Origin of the sequence: Streptomyces sp. SCPE 10, from assembly GCF_051980735.1 — a bacterium.
Classification (GTDB): Bacteria; Actinomycetota; Actinomycetes; order Streptomycetales; family Streptomycetaceae; genus Streptomyces; species Streptomyces misionensis.
The window spans coordinates 3,609,776-3,627,128 of the sequence record NZ_CP197069.1 but is presented as its reverse complement, the minus strand read 5'-3'; the positions used below and the strand labels follow the sequence as shown (position 1 = coordinate 3,627,128).

At 70.9% G+C, this 17,353-nt stretch carries 16 protein-coding genes and 1 tRNA gene; 12 read left to right on the top strand and 5 right to left on the bottom strand.

Annotated features, from left to right (window positions below):
* The first annotated feature begins 12 nt into the window (after positions 1–12).
* Together ACSP97_RS16870 and ACSP97_RS16865 are read left to right on the top strand one after the other, a co-directional pair.
* Positions 13–1,269, top strand: a complete 1,257-nt coding sequence (locus tag ACSP97_RS16870; RefSeq protein ID WP_355146121.1) for a sensor histidine kinase — start codon at positions 13–15, stop codon at positions 1,267–1,269.
* On the top strand, positions 1,266–1,946 hold the full coding sequence (locus ACSP97_RS16865) for a response regulator transcription factor (protein WP_014673455.1): 681 nt from the start codon (positions 1,266–1,268) through the stop codon (positions 1,944–1,946). Before ACSP97_RS16870 ends, ACSP97_RS16865 begins: the two co-directional genes overlap by 4 nt.
* Before the next feature lie 103 nt (positions 1,947–2,049).
* Here ACSP97_RS16865 and ACSP97_RS16860 read toward each other — a convergent pair whose 3' ends face one another.
* The gene (locus ACSP97_RS16860) at positions 2,050–2,754 is read right to left on the bottom strand and encodes a DUF461 domain-containing protein (RefSeq protein WP_358270287.1); all 705 of its coding nucleotides are present in this window, start codon (positions 2,752–2,754) and stop codon (positions 2,050–2,052) included.
* 617 nt (positions 2,755–3,371) lie between these two features.
* Here ACSP97_RS16860 and ACSP97_RS16855 point away from each other — a divergent pair.
* The 7 genes from ACSP97_RS16855 (at position 3,372) to ACSP97_RS16825 (ending at position 10,320) form a co-directional block, all read left to right on the top strand.
* Positions 3,372–3,854 carry a CarD family transcriptional regulator gene (locus ACSP97_RS16855; RefSeq protein WP_003953493.1) on the top strand — a complete coding sequence of 161 codons (483 nt, stop codon included), beginning with the start codon at positions 3,372–3,374 and terminating at the stop codon, positions 3,852–3,854.
* Positions 3,855–4,199: 345 nt separating this feature from the next.
* Positions 4,200–4,997 (top strand): 2-C-methyl-D-erythritol 4-phosphate cytidylyltransferase, encoded by a 798-nt coding sequence (gene ispD / locus ACSP97_RS16850; RefSeq protein WP_355146117.1) that lies wholly within the window; start codon positions 4,200–4,202, stop codon positions 4,995–4,997.
* Positions 4,987–5,484 (top strand): 2-C-methyl-D-erythritol 2,4-cyclodiphosphate synthase, encoded by a 498-nt coding sequence (gene ispF, locus ACSP97_RS16845; RefSeq protein WP_355146115.1) that lies wholly within the window; start codon positions 4,987–4,989, stop codon positions 5,482–5,484. Before ispD ends, ispF begins: the two co-directional genes overlap by 11 nt.
* Positions 5,485–5,567: 83 nt before the next feature.
* Entirely contained in the window at positions 5,568–5,972 is a 405-nt protein-coding gene (locus ACSP97_RS16840; protein ID WP_382014772.1) for a PPOX class F420-dependent oxidoreductase, read from the top strand.
* A 94-nt stretch (positions 5,973–6,066) separates the two neighbouring features.
* Complete coding sequence (gene cysS / locus ACSP97_RS16835) at positions 6,067–7,467, top strand: cysteine--tRNA ligase (protein WP_355523866.1); 1,401 nt, start codon at positions 6,067–6,069, stop codon at positions 7,465–7,467.
* Between the two features lie 103 nt (positions 7,468–7,570).
* Positions 7,571–8,515, top strand: a complete 945-nt coding sequence (gene rlmB / locus ACSP97_RS16830; protein ID WP_355146109.1) for a 23S rRNA (guanosine(2251)-2'-O)-methyltransferase RlmB — start codon at positions 7,571–7,573, stop codon at positions 8,513–8,515.
* Positions 8,516–8,643: 128 nt separating this feature from the next.
* Positions 8,644–10,320 carry a DoxX family membrane protein gene (locus ACSP97_RS16825; RefSeq protein ID WP_440558135.1) on the top strand — a complete coding sequence of 559 codons (1,677 nt, stop codon included), beginning with the start codon at positions 8,644–8,646 and terminating at the stop codon, positions 10,318–10,320.
* A gap of 112 nt (positions 10,321–10,432) precedes the next feature.
* Here the strand turns inward: ACSP97_RS16825 and ACSP97_RS16820 are convergent, their stop codons facing one another.
* The 3 genes from ACSP97_RS16820 to ACSP97_RS16810 form a co-directional block, all read right to left on the bottom strand.
* Entirely contained in the window at positions 10,433–11,164 is a 732-nt protein-coding gene (locus ACSP97_RS16820) for a nucleotidyltransferase family protein (RefSeq protein WP_355146105.1), read from the bottom strand.
* Between the two features lie 33 nt (positions 11,165–11,197).
* Positions 11,198–11,656 (bottom strand): hypothetical protein, encoded by a 459-nt coding sequence (locus ACSP97_RS16815; protein WP_355146103.1) that lies wholly within the window; start codon positions 11,654–11,656, stop codon positions 11,198–11,200.
* Between the two features lie 162 nt (positions 11,657–11,818).
* The gene (locus ACSP97_RS16810; RefSeq protein WP_355146101.1) at positions 11,819–12,955 is read right to left on the bottom strand and encodes an ABC transporter ATP-binding protein; all 1,137 of its coding nucleotides are present in this window, start codon (positions 12,953–12,955) and stop codon (positions 11,819–11,821) included.
* Between the two features lie 217 nt (positions 12,956–13,172).
* Here ACSP97_RS16810 and ACSP97_RS16805 point away from each other — a divergent pair.
* Positions 13,173–13,246, top strand: a tRNA-Thr gene (locus tag ACSP97_RS16805).
* A 71-nt stretch (positions 13,247–13,317) separates the two neighbouring features.
* On the opposite strand, the gene ACSP97_RS16800 is transcribed toward ACSP97_RS16805, so the two are convergent.
* On the bottom strand, positions 13,318–14,010 hold the full coding sequence (locus ACSP97_RS16800; protein WP_355523851.1) for an SDR family oxidoreductase: 693 nt from the start codon (positions 14,008–14,010) through the stop codon (positions 13,318–13,320).
* A gap of 175 nt (positions 14,011–14,185) precedes the next feature.
* On the opposite strand from ACSP97_RS16800, the gene ACSP97_RS16795 reads away from it, so the two are divergent.
* A complete protein-coding gene (locus ACSP97_RS16795) occupies positions 14,186–15,112 on the top strand; it encodes a helix-turn-helix transcriptional regulator (RefSeq protein ID WP_355146094.1) in 927 nt (308 codons plus the stop codon).
* Positions 15,113–16,051: 939 nt separating this feature from the next.
* The gene (locus ACSP97_RS16790) at positions 16,052–17,245 is read left to right on the top strand and encodes an alcohol dehydrogenase catalytic domain-containing protein (RefSeq protein WP_355146092.1); all 1,194 of its coding nucleotides are present in this window, start codon (positions 16,052–16,054) and stop codon (positions 17,243–17,245) included.
* The last annotated feature ends 108 nt before the right edge of the window (positions 17,246–17,353 follow it).

The window sequence follows — 17,353 nt, the reverse complement described above, 5'->3', positions numbered from 1 at the left end:
TAACCTGGACGCATGGACGTGAACGCGGCGGTCGCCGCAGCGGCAGCGATCGCCGGAGTGCTCACCGGCGTCATCGCCATGCTGGCGTTCCGCTGGAGCGAACGCGACCAGAAGCGACCGACCAGGACTTCCTTGCACACAGATCCCGTACTCCCGCCCGGCGTGGACACCGTTCTCTCGGTGCTGCGCTCCTCCGCCGTCGTCCTCGACGAGGCCGACGCCGTCGTCAAGGCCAGCTCCGCCGCCTACGCCCTCGGGCTGGTGCGCGGCGGCAAGCTGTCCATCGAGCCGATGCTCCAGATGGCCCGGGACACACGAAGAGACGGCGAGATACGCCAGGTCGAGCTGGATCTGCCCCGGCGCGGCAGCGGACGCGGCGAGGCCCTCGCCGTCTCCGCGCGGGTGGCGCCGCTCGGCTCCCGGCTGGTCCTGCTGCTGGTCGAGGACCTGACCGAGGCCCGCAGGATCGAGGCCGTACGACGCGACTTCGTGGCCAATGTGAGCCATGAGCTGAAGACGCCGGTCGGCGCCCTGTCCCTGCTGTCCGAGGCCGTCATGGACGCCTCCGACGACCCCGAGGCCGTGGAGCGCTTCGCGGGCCGCATGCAGATCGAGGCGACCCGGCTGACCAACCTGGTGCAGGAGCTCATCGACCTGTCGCGGGTGCAGAACGACGACCCCCTGGAGGACGCCGAGTCCGTCCAGGTGGACGAGCTGGTCGCCGAGGCCGTCGACCGCTGCCGGCACCAGGCGGGCACCAAGCAGATCACCATCGCCGCCGGCGGCACCGCGGACCTGCACGTCTGGGGCAACCGGGGCCAGCTGGCCGCCGCCCTCGGCAACCTGGTCGAGAACGCCGTGAACTACTCACCGGCCCGCACCCGCGTCGGCATCGCCGCCCGCCGGGTGAGCGCGCCCGGCGGCGACATGATCGAGCTGGCCGTGACCGACCAGGGCATCGGCATCTCGGACAGGGACAAGGAGCGCATCTTCGAGCGCTTCTACCGTGTCGACCCGGCCCGCTCCCGGGCCACCGGCGGCACCGGTCTGGGTCTCGCCATCGTCAAGCACGTGGTCGCCTCGCACGGCGGGGAGGTCACGGTCTGGAGCGCCGAGGGCCAGGGCTCCACCTTCACCCTCAGACTGCCGGAGGCGGGCGCGGCCCGCGACCGCGCGCAGCACCACGAGCCCGGCCTCGACGACGAGGCCGGCGGTCCCACCGAGTCATCCCCGTACGAACCGCTTCCCGCCCCGGAGGTCCTTCCGTGACCCGAGTGCTCGTCGTCGAGGACGAGGAGTCCTTCTCCGACGCCCTGTCGTACATGCTCCGCAAGGAGGGCTTCGAGGTCGCCGTCGCGGCGACCGGCCCCGACGGCCTCGACGAGTTCGAGCGCAACGGCGCCGACCTCGTCCTGCTCGACCTGATGCTGCCGGGGCTGCCCGGCACCGAGGTCTGCCGCCAGCTGCGCGGCCGCTCCAACGTCCCCGTGATCATGGTGACCGCCAAGGACAGCGAGATCGACAAGGTCGTCGGTCTGGAGATAGGGGCGGACGACTACGTCACCAAGCCCTTCTCCTCCCGCGAGCTGGTCGCGCGCATCCGCGCGGTGCTGCGCCGGCGCGGGGAGCCGGAGGAGGTCACCCCGGCCGCGCTGGAGGCCGGCCCGGTCCGCATGGACGTGGACCGGCACGTGGTGACCGTCGGCGGCTCCAAGGTCGACCTGCCGCTGAAGGAGTTCGACCTGCTGGAGATGCTGCTGCGCAACGCCGGCCGGGTGCTGACCCGGATGCAGCTCATCGACCGGGTCTGGGGCGCCGACTACGTGGGCGACACCAAGACCCTGGACGTGCACGTCAAGCGGCTGCGCGCCAAGATCGAGCCGGACCCGGGCGCGCCGCGCTACCTGGTGACGGTGCGCGGCCTCGGCTACAAGTTCGAGCCGTAGGCCGCGGGCAGGCCGTGGGCCGTGGCCGCACGGCGGCCGGCGGTACGCCGAAGGGCGGCTCCCCGCACCGGGGGGCCGCCCTTCGGCTTGGCCGTACGACCGCTCAGTGGCCCGCGGACGACTGCGACGCGGAGTCGCTCGGGGTCACGTCGGTGCCCGTGCCGGTCGTGCCCGTGCCGGTCGTGGCGGCGCCGCTCGCGGTGGCCGACGGGTTCGCGGTGTCGTGCTTGCCGGGCTTGGCGCTGCCCGAGGCGGTGGCGCCGGCGGCCGGGGAGCCGGTGGTCGTGGGCGAGGGGAGCTGGCTCGGGCCCCACTTGTCGAAGTAGCTGGTGGCCGGGACCACGAAGGCGGACAGGCTCACCGCGCCGGTCTTGCTGAAGGTGAAGGTGACCTTCTGGGCGTTGCCGTCCTGGACGCTGCCGCGGCCGCCGGGGATCTCGGCGGAGGCGTTGCCCGGGCCGCCGAGCATCAGGGAGCCGTGGGCCGGCACGGTCAGGCTCTGGCCCTTGGCCGGGGTGAGCTTCACGGTGTCGCTGGTGCCCGGGATGGTGACCGACTGGAGGGTCTGGTCGGTGGCGCCCTGGTTGAACAGCCGCGCGGACACCACGGCCGGACCGGTCGCCTTCGGGTCGGGCTGGGTGACGATCACGGCGTTCTGGATCTTGATGTCGCCGACGGTGGTCGCCGCGTTGTCCGGCTTGATCTGCAGGGTCTGCGAGTCGTTGCCGGCGCCGCAGGCGGCGAGTGAGGCGATCGAGAAGACAATGGCAGAGGCGGCGAGGGCGCCGCGTCGAAGGCTGCTGCTCACGGCGGCGGCAACTCCTTGAACGCAGGGGCGGCTTCCTTGTAAAGCCGCCCTAAGTGTCTGTCCGGCGGCCCCAGGTTACCGAGCCGTTCCCGCGTGGCCGCACCCGACCCTCCCCCTGGCGTCCGGCATCCCGCCAGGTGGGGGTACCCGGCGTCGCCGTCGGCACACCCGTCACTCCTGTCACAAGTGGCTCTTCAGCCACTTTGCCGAGGTCGGGTACGCCATTCGGATAACCGCGCGCGAAAACTCCGTGAAGGAATGCGTGATCAACCCTGATATTGATCACCGCATCACCCGTCCGGCGGCCCTCGATCAATTTCGGAAACGGCCCGCATCGTCCCGCGGCCACCGAACGGAGTAGCGGAAGTCGTACGCTTGGAACCGGACAAATCGGGATGTTCATCCACTTGGAGTGGGCGCGTGAGGTGTGTAACGTACGCGTTTCGCCCCGTCCGGACAGCCCCTCCCACCTGCGAATTCCCGCCTTCCGGTGCCCCGCGCAGCACGTTCCGGTTGCACTTGTCAAGCCCCGAGATATGCCCTGACCTGCGAAAACGCCATTCAGAAGACGCCGTATCCGTGTTACCCTGGATAGCCACGGAAGGGGTACCTGTCACATGACGTTCAAGGTTGGCGACACCGTGGTCTATCCCCATCACGGGGCCGCGCTGATCGAGGCTATCGAAACTCGCCAGATCAAAGGCGTGGACAAGACCTACTTGGTGCTGAAGGTCGCCCAGGGTGACCTGACGGTACGTGTGCCAGCGGACAATGCGGAGTTCGTCGGCGTGCGTGATGTGGTCGGTCAGGACGGACTGGACCGGGTCTTCGAGGTGCTGCGCGCGCCGTACGCCGAGGAGCCCACGAACTGGTCCCGTCGCTACAAGGCAAACCTGGAGAAGCTCGCCTCCGGCGATGTCATCAAGGTCGCGGAAGTCGTGCGTGACCTGTGGCGTCGTGAGCGCGAGCGCGGACTGTCCGCCGGTGAGAAGCGCATGCTCGCCAAGGCCCGCCAGATTCTGGTGAGCGAGCTCGCCCTCGCGGAGAACACGAACGAGGACAAGGCCGAGGCCCTGCTCGACGAGGTGCTCGCCTCCTGACGTGCCCGCGCCGTGGGTGGCGAAGGCCGGCCGGCTGACCGGCTGACCCGCCTGCGTCCCGCACACTCTCAGCGCAGACTCTCAGCACGCAGCACAGCAAAATGCCGCGGTGCCCGATGACACTGAACCTGTCGCCGGGCGCTGCGGCATGTTTCGTCCCCGCGGCGCCTGCGTGCCGTACACGGGAAGCCCCCTGAAAAGGAAGCGGGCCCCCGACACTCGGTGTGCCGGGCCCGGGTGGATGGCTCGACCAGGGTCACGGAAAGGGTCCGGTCAAGGCGTCGCGCCCGGCACTCCTCCAGGCCATACCCAACTAGGTCGAGCACACAAACCTGACAGGAACCGATGTCTGACGAATCGCGTCCCGCGCCCGCGCAACCCCCCCTCGCGCCCGCGAAGACCCCCGTCGCAGCCGTGATTCCCGCCGCCGGCCGGGGCGTACGGCTCGGCCCCGGCGCCCCCAAGGCGCTGCGCGCGCTGAACGGCACGCCCATGCTCATCCACGCGGTCCGCGCGCTGGCCGCCTCCCGCCATGTCTCCCTGGTGATCGTCGTGGCCCCGCCGGACGGTTCCGCCGAGGTCAAGTCCCTGCTCGACGCGCACGCGCTGCCCGGCGGCACGCCCGGCGGCGGCCCGGCGAGCACCGACTTCGTGGTGGTGCCCGGCGGGGACAGCCGCCAGGAATCGGTCCGGCTGGGGCTCGCCGCCCTGCCGCCCCAGTACGGCGTCGTCCTCGTCCACGACGCGGCCCGCCCCCTGGTCCCGGTCGACACGGTCGACGCCGTCATCGAGGCCGTGCGCGACGGCGCCCCCGCCGTGGTGCCCGCGCTGCCGCTGGCCGACACCGTCAAGGAGGTCGAACCGGCCGGCGAGCCCGGCGCGCCCGAGCCGGTCGTCGCCACGCCCGAGCGGGCCCGGCTGCGCGCCGTCCAGACGCCCCAGGGCTTCGACCGCGCGACCCTGCTGCGCGCCCACGAGACCGTGACCGACGACGTCACCGACGACGCCGGCATGGTCGAGAAGCTGGGCCTGCCCGTGGTGACCGTGCCCGGTCACGAGGAGGCCTTCAAGGTGACCCGCCCGCTCGACCTGGTCCTCGCCGAGGCGGTCCTGGCCCGCAGGAGGCTGAACGATGGCTTCTGAGCCCACCCCGATGCTGCCCCGGGTCGGCATCGGCACCGACATCCACGCCTTCGAGGAGGGCCGCGAGCTGTGGTGCGCCGGCCTGAAGTGGGAGGGCGAGGGGCCGGGGCTCGCCGGGCACTCCGACGCGGACGTGGTCGCGCACGCCGCCTGCAACGCCCTCTTCTCCGCGGCCGGCCTCGGCGACCTGGGGCAGCACTTCGGCACCGGACGGCCCGAGTGGTCCGGCGCGTCCGGCGTCACGCTGCTCACCGAGGCCGCCCGGATCGTCCGCGCGGCGGGCTTCACCATCGGCAATGTCGCCGTCCAGGTGATCGGCCCCCGGCCGAAGATCGGCAAGCGCCGGGACGAGGCGCAGAAGATCCTCTCCGAGGCGGCCGGCGCGCCGGTCTCCGTCTCCGGCGCCACGACGGACGGCCTCGGCTTCCCGGGGCGCGACGAGGGGCTGATGGCGGTGGCGACGGCGCTGGTCGCGCGGGTGGTCTGAACCCCGCACCCTCATGGTGCGGGTGAGCCGAGCGCGTGCGAGGGTACCCGGAGAGTCACGTCCACGGCTTTCCGGAGGTACCCATGCCCGCCGCCCTGTCCGACCGGCTCAAGTCCCTGCTCGACGGCAAGGTGTTCATCGTCGTCGGCACCATCCAGCCCGACGGCAGCCCGCAGATGTCCCCGGTCTGGGTGAAGCGCGACGGCGACGACCTGATCTTCTCCACCACGGTCGACCGCCGTAAGAAGAAGAACCTCGACCGCGACCCGCGCGTCACCGTGATCGTCATGGACCCCGAACGGCCCTACGAGTACGCGGAGATCCGCGGCACCGCCGAGATGACCGCCGACGGCGCGCAGGACCTCATCGACGAACTGAGCCTCAAGTACACGGGCAAGAAGTACGCCGAGTTCAACCCGGACTCGGTGAACGACGCCGCGCGGGTGGTGGTGCGGATCTCCCCGCGCAAGGTCGTCGGCAGCCTCTGAGGAGCGCCGCGCGGGTACGCCCGCGCCGAGCACGCGGTGCGGTAAAGAGGGGAAGGGGCGTGAGGCACCGGCCCGCGCCCACTACCCTGGAGTGGTGACTATTCGCCTGTACGACACCAGCGCCCGGCAGATCCGTGATTTCACCCCGGTCAAGCCGGGTTGTGTCTCGATCTACCTGTGTGGCGCCACCGTGCAGGCGGCCCCCCACATCGGGCACATCCGCTCGGGCCTCAACTTCGACATCATGCGCCGCTGGTTCGAGTACCGCGGCTACGAGGTGACGTTCGTCAGGAACGTCACCGACATCGACGACAAGATCATCGCCAAGGCCCGTGAGCAGGGCCGCCCGTGGTGGTCCATCGGCTACGCGAACGAGCGCGCCTTCAACGACGGCTACACGGCCCTGGGCTGCCTGCCCCCGACCTACGAGCCGCGCGCCACCGGTCACGTGACCGAGATGGTCGAGATGATGCGCACCCTCATCGAGCGCGGCCACGCCTACGAGGCCGACGGCAGCGTCTACTTCGACGTCCGCTCCTGGCCCTCCTACCTGGAGCTGTCCAAGCAGGACCTGGACGAGATGCGCCAGCCCGCCGAGGAGGGCATCACCGGCAAGCGCGACCCCCGCGACTTCGCCATGTGGAAGGCCACCAAGCCCGGCGAGCCCGACTGGGAGACCCCGTGGGGCCGCGGGCGCCCCGGCTGGCACCTGGAGTGCTCGGCGATGGCCCACAAGTACCTGGGCTCCGTCTTCGACATCCACGGCGGCGGCCTGGACCTGATCTTCCCGCACCATGAGAACGAGATCGCGCAGGCCAAGGCCTTCGGCGACGAGTTCGCCCGCTACTGGGTGCACAACGCCTGGGTCACCATGAGCGGCGAGAAGATGTCCAAGTCGCTCGGCAACAGCGTCCTGGTCTCCGAGATGGTCAAGCAGTGGCGCCCCATCGTGCTCCGCTACTACCTGGGCACCCCGCACTACCGCTCGACCATCGAGTACAGCGAGGACGCCCTGCGCGAGGCGGAGTCCGCCTTCGCCCGCATCGAGGGCTTCGTGCAGCGGGTCACCGAACTGGCCGGCAAGACCGTGGAGCCCGCCGCCGAGGTCCCGCCCGCCTTCGCCGAGGCGATGGACGACGACCTGGGCGTCCCCCAGGCCCTCGCCGTGGTGCACACCACCGTCCGCCAGGGCAACAGCGCGCTGGCCGCCGACGACAAGGACGCCGCGGTCGCCCGCCTCGCCGAGGTGCGCGCCATGCTCGGCGTCCTCGGCCTGGACCCGCTCGACCCCCGGTGGGCCGGCGAGTCCGACCAGAGCGAGGACCTGCACGGCGTGGTCGACAGCCTCGTCCGGCTCGTCCTCGACCAGCGCGAGTCCGCTCGCGCCCGCAAGGACTGGGCCACCGCCGACGCCATCCGCGACCAGCTCGCCCAGGCCGGCCTCGCCATCGAGGACAGCCCGCAGGGACCGCGCTGGACACTGGGCGCGCGCTAGCCGCCGGGGCCGCCCGGCCCTTGATCGATTGTGCCGCCCGGCCCCCCGGGCGGCACACTGCATAAGACGTACGTACGAACGAAGCTCACGGAACGGATGACTCATGGCCGCGAACAACCGCCGCATGTCCGGCAAGAAGGGCGCGCAGGTCGGCAGTGGCGGCCAGCGGCGCCGGGGCCTGGAGGGCAAGGGCCCGACCCCGCCCGCCGAGATGCGCAAGGGCCACGCCAAGCAGCGAGCCGCCGCGGCCAAGGCCCGGCGCGCGCTGGGCGGCCGCCCGCAGCAGCGCAGGGGCGGTGGCAGGTCCACGTCCGAGCTGGTCGTCGGCCGTAACCCGGTGGTCGAGGCGCTGCGCGAGGGCGTGCCCGCGAACACCCTGTACGTGCAGCAGTTCATCGACAACGACGAGCGCGTCCGCGAGGCCCTCCAGCTCGCCGCCGAGCGCGGCGGCATCAACCTCATGGAGGCCCCGCGCCCCGAGCTGGACCGGATGACCAACGGCCTCAACCACCAGGGCCTGGTCCTCCAGGTCCCGCCGTACGAGTACGCGCACCCGGAGGACCTGCTCGACGCCGCCGCCGACGGGGGCGAGGACCCGCTGGTCGTGGCGCTCGACGGGGTCACCGACCCGCGCAACCTCGGCGCGGTCGTCCGCTCCGTCTCCGCCTTCGGCGGCCACGGCGTGGTCGTGCCCGAGCGCCGCTCGGCCGGCATGACCGCGGGCGCCTGGAAGACCTCCGCCGGCACCGCCGCCCGCACCCCGGTGGCCCGCGCCACCAATCTCACCCGGGCGCTGGAGCAGTACAAGAAGGCCGGACTCACGGTGGTCGGTCTGGCCGCGGACGGCGAGGCCGAGATCGGCGAGCTGGACGCCCTCCAGGGCCCGGTCGTGATCGTGGTCGGCAGCGAGGGCAAGGGCCTGTCCCGGCTGGTCGGCGAGACCTGCGACTTCCGGGTGCGGATCCCGATGCCGGGTGGCGCCGAGTCCCTCAACGCCGGTGTGGCCGCGGGCATCGTGCTGTACGAGGCCTCCCGCCGACGCGGCTGAACACCCGTCCGGAACTTCACCCTTACGCGGGAATTCCGGCGTCCATATGGCGTGCGACGCTGCTTTGACGGGGCCCGGACACATCCGGCCGGTCAAAGCAGTGTCCTAACTCCACGTCACTCGGTTAGATGAGTGTGGACACCAGAACACCCCGCACACCCACGGGGGACCGCTCGTCGGGATTCGACGACGCTCCCGCGCTGAGCATGGTGAAGGTGCCGAGCGATCCGGCGCAGGTCATCGTCAACCACGCCAGCTTCCGTGTGCAGCTGGGCGCGTCGGCCCGGCGCACCCGGTCGCCGCGGATCGCCCGTCACCTCAGCGCCGGCCAGGACACCGCCCGGACGCCCGTCGCGGGCACGGCGGGCAGGGCAGGCGCCGGCCGTCGCCGTCCCCTCGTGTGGAGCGGCAAGTCCGCCCCCGACGACACCGGCGCCCACCGGCTCCTCCAGGCCGTGCGGGGCAGCATCGTCGGCCACGCCGACGAACCCGACACCGGCGCCACCCGGGTCATCCCGCGCGTCGGCACCACCGACTACGGCGACGCCTACGACGCGCTCGGCGAGACCGTCGAGACCCCCGTCGTCGGCCACCAGCGCACCGCGGCCGACGACGGCGGCACCCGCCTGCTGCCCCATATGCGCACCGGCTCCTACGACCAACAGCCGTACGCCCGCCCCGGGTTCGGGTCCTACGACGAGTACGACGAGTACGGCGAGGACACCGGATCCCACCCGGTCGCCGACGCGTACGACCCCGACGCCCCGCGCTCCGCCAAACGGGCCGCCGACGATCCGGGCAGGCACGCCTACTACCCCGGCCGCCGGATGAACCTCGGCGTGGTGCTGCTCCCGCTGCGCATCTTCCTGGGCTTCATCTCCATCTACGCCGGCATGGGCAAGCTGTGCGACCCCGTCTACTTCGACGGCGGCAAGCGCGGCTCCATGGTCACCTGGCTCAACACCCTGCACCCCTGGGACGTCGCCGAGCCGCTGCGCCAGGTCGCCCTGCACCACCCGGTCGGCTCGGGCCTCGTGATCGCGTTCCTCCAGGTCGTGGTGGGCGTGCTGACGATCCTCGGCTGCTGGCAGCGGGTGGCCGCGGTGGTCGGCGCGCTGCTGTCGGCCGCGCTGATCGTCACCGTCAGCTGGAAGACCGTCCCGGCGTACGACGCCCCCGACATCATCTATCTGGCCGCCTGGTCCCCGCTGATCATCGCCGGTGCCCCCGTCTACTCGGTGGACGGCCGGCTCGCGGGCAGCGCCTGGCGGCGGCTCGGCCCGCGCTCCGACATCTGGGAGCTGCGCCGGTACGTGCTGCGCCGCGGCGCACTGATCACCGCGCTCACCGTCGGCCTCACCCTGCTGGTCGGCTCGCTGCTCGGCGGCGCGGTCCGCGACTCCAGCCGGGTGGTCGTCCCCGGCCCCGGCGAGGCCCCCCGCAACAACGTCCCCGGCTCCCCGCTCCCGGGCGAGCCAGGCACCCGGCACCAGCACACCCCCTCGGCCCCCGCCGCGCCCTCGGGCGGCGCCACGGCCGGCGCGAGCCCGTCCGGCGCGGCCACCACGCCGGGCGCGACGCACAGCGCGGGCGGTACGACGACCACGCCCAGCCAGACACAGGGCACCACGGGCCAGCTCCCGCCCCGCCAGTCCGCGCCCACCGGCGGCGCCCCCAGCACCACGGCCGGCCCGACCAGCACGGGCGGCACCGCCACCTCCGGCGGCACCTCCCCGGGTGGAGCCACCACCTCCGGCGGTGGCTCCACCGGCGAACCGGGCCTGGTGGGCGGCCTGTTGGGCTGACGCGACGCAAGGAAAGAGGACGACGGAAGAGGACGGCGGAAGAGCGCTACGGAAGAGGGCCCCCGCACCTGCCCGGTGCGGGGGCCCTGTCCTGTACGGCGTGCGCTCGGTGCTACCGGCCCAGCCCGGCCAACTCCTTCGCCGCCTCGGTCAGGTCCTTCGCCGTGTCGATGGCCCGCCAGTACGCCCCCTGCGGCAGCGGGAACCCGGCGAGCTTCCGTTCCCGGGCGAGACCCGGGAACGTGGTGCGCTCGTGGTCGCCCCGCTCGGGCAGCAGCGCGGTGAACTCGGGGGAGAACACGTACACACCGGCGTTGATCTCGAACGTGGACGGCGGCGCCTCGATGAAGTCGGTGATGTGGCCGAAGCCGTCGGTCTTCACCGCGCCCCAGGGGATGCGGGGCCGGGCCAGCGCCAGCGTCGCCACGGCGTCCCGCTCGGTGTGGAAGTCGGCCATGTCCCGCAGCGAGAAGCGGGTCCAGATGTCGCCGTTGGTGGCGTACCAGGGCCGGTCGGGGCGGGGAAGGTGCGCGGCGGCGAACTTGAGTCCGCCGCCGCGGCCGAGGGGCTCGGTCTCCACGACGGTGCGCACGGAGACCGGCAGCTGGGCCGAGTCCAGCCAGTCCTGGAGGACGTCGGCGAGGTGGCCGCAGGAGACCACCACGTCCGTCACACCCTCCTCGGCGAGCCAGCTGAGCTGGTGGCCGATGATCGGGGTGCCCGTGCCGGGGATCTCGACCATGGGCTTGGGCCGGTCATCGGTGTACGGACGCAGCCGGGAGCCCTGGCCCCCGGCCAGGATCACGGCTTGGGTGGGGCGCGACGCGGCGTTCGGATGGGTCATGACCCGCACTGTACGTGGCGCCCCGAGCGGGGTTCAGCCGCGTGCGGCCAGCACCCCGGTGGCGAAGGAGGTGTCGCACACGGGGCGGGCGTACGACTGGGCGCGCGAGGCGCCGTAGATGCGCACCGCGGCCTTGCCGAGGGCGCGGGCGATGGCGGAGCAGTGCCGGGCGAGCGACGGGCGGCCGTTGACGGCCTCCTGGAGGTGGGTGAGGACCACGCCGGGGTTCTTCTCGTGCAGCTCGCTCATCAGGCGGTCCCGCAGCACGTCCTCGGGGGCGTGGGCGACCGCCTTGGGGGCGGCCTGTGCCGGGATGACGTCCGAGGCGGTGAGCACCGAGCTGGCGGGGCTTCCCGTCCAGTTGACCCGGGTGACCGCGAGGGTTCCCGAGAGCACCAGGACGACGGGCAGGACGAGGGCGAGGGAGCGGCCGACCCGGCGGGCAGGGCCCCGGTGGCTGCGTCGCGTCTGAGTGGTGATGGAGTGCTTCACGCGTGTGAGGGTAGCGGTCGGTAATGCCGCGAGGACGCGCAGTCACCCTTACGGGGGATGAGAAACGACGGTTTTCCGGGTAGGGGGTTGACGGCCGTACCCGGGACGATCATGCGAAGAGGGCCCCGCGGCGCACCGCGGGGCCCTCTCGTCGGACCGTGCTCAGTCGGACAGCCGCTCGCCCGTGGAGGTGGAGAAGACGTGCGTCTCGCCGGGCCGCGGCACGACGTGCAGCGTGGCGCCCTTCTCCGGCACCTCGCGGCCGGGCACGCGCACGACCAGCTCCTTCGACTCGCCGCCGAGGTCGGCGCTGCCGTAGACGTAGCCGTCGGCGCCCAGCTCCTCGACGACGTTCACCGAGACGGCGAGGCCGGCCGGGGCGTCGGCGGTGTCCTTGCTGAGGGCGTTCGCCGCGCCGCTGTTGTGCTCGACCACGTCGAAGTGCTCCGGGCGCACGCCCACGGTCACCGTACGGTCACCCTTGTCGGTGGCGGCCTTGAGGGCGTCCCGGTTGACGGGCACCACGCTGTTGCCGAACTTCACGCCACCGTCGGTGATCGGGACCTCGACCAGGTTCATGGCCGGGGAGCCGATGAAGCCGGCGACGAAGAGGTTCGCGGGCTTGTCGTACATGTTGCGCGGGCTGTCGATCTGCTGGAGCAGACCGTCCTTGAGGACCGCCACGCGGTCGCCCATCGTCATGGCCTCGACCTGGTCGTGGGTGACGTAGACGGTGGTGATGCCGAGCCGGCGCTGGAGCGAGGCGATCTGGGTGCGGGTCGAGACACGGAGCTTGGCGTCCAGGTTGGACAGCGGCTCGTCCATGAGGAAGACCTGCGGCTCGCGCACGATCGCGCGGCCCATCGCGACACGCTGGCGCTGACCGCCGGAGAGGGCCTTCGGCTTGCGGTCCAGGTACTCGGTGAGGTCGAGGATCTTCGCGGCCTCCTCGACCTTCTGCCGGATCTCCGCCTTGTTGACGCCGGCGATCTTGAGCGCGAAGCCCATGTTGTCGGCGACCGTCATGTGCGGGTACAGGGCGTAGTTCTGGAACACCATGGCGATGTCCCGGTCCTTGGGCGGCAGGTGCGTGACGTCGCGGTCACCGATGCGGATGGCGCCGGCGTTGACGTCCTCCAGGCCCGCGAGCATCCGCAGCGAGGTGGACTTCCCGCAACCCGACGGGCCGACCAGGACGAGGAACTCGCCGTCCTCGATCGCGATGTCGAGCTTGTCGACGGCGGGCTTGGTGGAACCCGGGTAGATCCGGGTCGCCTGGTCGAACGTGACAGTGGCCATGGTGAATGGGCCCCCTTCTACCGGCAGGAACGTGCCGGACGATCCGTTGTAGGAAGGTGGTTGGCGTAGTCCACGAGGGTGAACTGAACCGAGACGGTACCCGGCGATCACCGGTCTGTCAGTACATGGACGGCTGTGAACTTCGGGGAAATTTTCGACAGGGCCACGAGGTGACGTGGGTACACTGCACAGGCAGGTCCGCACAGACGCGGACCAGGCCTCCTTAGCTCAGCTGGTCAGAGCGCCGCTCTTGTAAAGCGAAGGTCGTCGGTTCGAATCCGACAGGGGGCTCTGCTGAGGTCCAGGTCGGCGGCCACTCGAGGAAGCTCGGTGAGCGGTGTGGTGTGGCGACCGGGCGTTGGTCAGGCGGGCTGGCCCATGGGCCGGATGGTCAGGGTGTTGAGGTCGACGCCCGCCGGCTGGTCGAGGGCGAAGCAGATGGCTTCGGCGATGGGCTGGGGAGGCAGGGCGAAGGGGGGAACGTCGGCGCCTTGCCAGAAGGGTGTGTCGATCATGCCCGGGTTGACAAGAGTGACACCGACGCCGCGGGTCGTGGCGTGCAGACGCAGGTTCTCGGCGAGTCCGGTGGTGGCCCACTTGGTGGCCGAGTAGAGATTGCCGGGAGAGTTCTTCAGCCCGGCGACGCTGCCGATGAGCACCAGCCGTCCGCCAGTGGCCTCCAAGTGGGGCAAGGTGGCATGTGCCAGCAGGGCGGGGCCGAGGACGTTGGTGAGAACCATCGGCGCCCACGACGTCGGGTTACCGGCCCCGATGGAGTCACCGGACATGAATCCGGCGTTGGCCACCGCCGCGTCGAGGGCACCGAAATGCTCCACGGTGCGGGTCACGGCCGACTCGGTGGCCTGCCAGTCCGCCGCATCCGCGACCAGGCCCAGCAGCCGGTCGGGGTGGCCGGCCTCGTCGAGGAAGGTCTTCAGTTTGCCCTCGTTGCGGCCGGTGACCGCCACACGGTGGCCGCGGTCGAGGAGCAACCGCGCGGTGTGGGCGCCGATACCGCTGGTCCCACCGGTGATCAGTACAGTCTTGTCGGCCATGGTCGTGCTCCTGACGTATGGATGGGGATGGCGGACGGCGATCCGCGGTGAGGGAGGGCCGTTCAAGTCCGCCGACCCCACGAAACCGGCGCCGTCGAGGGCGGGCAAGGTCGCGTTTATGGGGGGTACAAACACGACCTCCCTATCGGCCGGGGGCCATGAGTACCGTGAAGGAATGGAACCTGCGGCCGACAACCACACCGGTGATCCCGCCGGCAACCGTTCGGAAATCCGGGACTTCCTCATCAGCCGACGGGCCAAGCTCACCCCGGAGCGGATCGGACTGCCCACCAGCCGACGCCGCCGGGTTCCGGGACTGCGCCGCGAGGAGGTCGCGGCCCTCGCCGGCGTGAGCACCGAGTGGTACACACGGCTGGAGAAGGGCCACATCGGCGGTGTCTCCGAGGACGTGCTGGAAGCGGTGGCGAAGGCACTGCTCCTCGATGAGGACGAGCGCACCTATCTTCTCGAGCTGGCCAGAGCGGCTCGCCCCGCTCGCCGCAGGCAGCGCCGCAAGGACGTCAAGATCCCGTCCGCCGTCCAGTGGATGGTGGACTCCATGACCATGGCGCCCGCCTTCGTACGCGACGGCCGTCTGGACATCGTCGTCGGCAACGCACTGTGCAAGGCCGTGTACTCGCCGATGTTCGGCAGCGACACCACCGGTGACCGCGGCCGCGCCAATTTCCCCCGATATTTCTTCCTCGACCCCGGCTCCCGCGACTTCTTCGTCGACTGGGAGGAAGGCGCGAGGGCCACGGTCGCGGTGCTCCGCGCCGAAGCCGGACGTGAACCCCACGACCGGGCCCTGCGTGAACTCGTCGGCGAACTGTCCACGCTCAGCCCCGACTTCCGCACCATGTGGGCCAGTCACGACGTCCGAATCCGACACGAAGGCATCAAGCGGCTGAACCATCCCGAGGTCGGCCCTCTGGAGATGACCTTCCGCTCCCTGGACCTGCCCCTGCCGCAACGGGCCGTACACGACCTGATCATCTACACGGCCGAGCCGGGCACCCCTTCGGAGGACCGCCTCAAACTCCTCGCCAGTTGGACAGCGTCGCAGACCTCGGGCACGGAACCGAGCCGCCCGCCGAACTGACCTCACGCGTTCATGAGGTGGCTGTCCAGGGATCGAGCGCCCACGGGGGCGCCTCGTGGGTGAGCTGTCCTGCCGCGGCGAAGATCGCCGCCCGGCTCGCGATCAGCGAGTCCGCCGCGCCCTGGTCGCGGCGCGGGCACCGGTCGGGCGTGGCGCTGCCCGACGGAAGTCCCGGCGAATCCTCCGCAGATCCCGATGCAGCCCAGCCTCGACCGCATCACTCTCCTGACATGCGACTACTCAGGATGAGAGAGGTTCACTGCCTTCACGGTTGGTGCGGATCGAGCTTGCGCAGCAGGTCTCGGAGCGTGGTGATCTCGGTGGGGGTGAGGTTGGCGAAAGACCCGGCGGGGTGGTGTCGGCAAGCTGCGCCCGCCTGGTCGGTTCCCGTCCTTGGTCGGTGAGGCTGGTCGGCCGTCCCGGTGCCACGTCACCGCCAACCTGAGCGCGTACCACGACGCGTTCCTCGCCGCCGCGGCAGTGGCCGTACTCGCCGTCGCGGTCGCTCTCGCCATCCACGACGCCGACGCCTCCCCGACGATGAAGCCCCGTCGAAACCCCCGCGCGGCCGAGCGAGCCGCGTAACTCGGTGCCCGAGCAGCGACGATCACGAGTCTGACGATGGACCTCGCGCTGCGTCGCGTGTGTACACGTCCATGGTTGTGCCCCAGGATCTCCATCACGACGCGGGGCGCGACACGGGCTGGTTCGTCACGCGTCGCTTCCGAAGCCATTGCAGATCCTGCCAAAGGCATCAGGGCCGCTCGCGAGCGCCCATCCCCCGGGCCTCGGCTTGGACGGGCGAGGGCTCGGGCGCTGCTCCGGCGTGCACACGGTGGACGGCAGCCCTACGTTGGGAAAGCCGATGTCACAAAACCACCGAAATGACCGTCGGTACTTCCACGGCCGAGTCGCCCTGGGCCAGCAGAGGAGATCCTCATGGCAAGCAGCAACCGCGCCATCGTGTTCCAGAACCCGAAAGACATGCGCGTCGAGTCCCTCGACTTCCCGAAGCTTGAGATGCCGAACGGGAAAAAGGCTCCGCACGGCGTCATCCTCAGAATCGTCGCCACCAACATCTGCGGCAGCGACCTGCACATCTACCGCGGGTCCTTCCCGGTGCCGAAGGGCATGGTGATGGGACACGAGATGACCGGGGAGGTCATCGAGGTCGGCCCCGATGTCGAGTTCCTCAGTGAGGGCGACCTCGTCTCCGTCCCGTTCAACGTCGCCTGCGGCCGGTGCCGCAACTGCAGGGCGCGCCGGACCGACGTCTGCGAGACCACGAACCCCAAGGTGTCCTGCGGGGCGTACGGCTTCAACCTGGGCGACTGGACCGGCGGCCAGGCCGAGTACCTGTTCGTCCCGTACGCCGACTTCCAGCTCCTGCGCTTCCCGGACAGGGACCAGGCCATGGCGAAGATCCGTGACCTGGCGCTGCTCTCGGACATCCTGCCCACCGCGTTCCACGGTCTCATGGAGGCCGGTGCCAAGCCGGGCTCGACCGTGTACATCGCCGGCGCCGGCCCGGTCGGCCGCTGCGGCGCAGCAGCGGCGCGTCTCCTCGGGGCGTCCTGCATCATCGTCGGCGACTACAACAAGGACCGCCTGGAGCTGGTGAGGAAGAACGGGTGCGAGACGATCGACCTGAGCCAGGACGCAGCGCTCACCGACCAGATCGAGGCCATCCTGGGCGAGCCCATGGTCGACTGCGCGGTCGACTACGTCGGCACCGAGGCGCACGGCATCGGCCGCGAGGCCGAGGACATGGACCCGGCCTACGCAGTCAACCAGGTGATCGACGCCACCCGCGCGGGCGGAGCCACCGGCGTCATCGGCGTCTACGGCCCCGACCCGCTCGCGAAGTCGAAGGCCGAGCAAGAGGGAACGTACCCGATCGACTTCGGCAAGGCATGGATCAAGTCGCCGCGGATCGCCGCCGGACAGGCACCGATCATGCACTACAACCGCGAGCTGATGATGGCGATCCTGTGGGACCGCATGCCCTACTTGAGCGCCATGCTCAACACGAAGGTGATCAGCCTCGACGACGCCCCCGAGGCCTACGCGACCTTCGACAGGGGAGTGGCCGAGAAGTTCATCATCAACCCCCACGGCCTCATTCCCGCCTGAGACCCGCCCTGTACACCGGCACCTCTGTCCGGCAGCCGTGCGCGTCGCTCGCAGCAGCCGGAGTGGGTCCGGATCGAACGGGTGGAGCGAAGGTCGCCGGTTCGACGC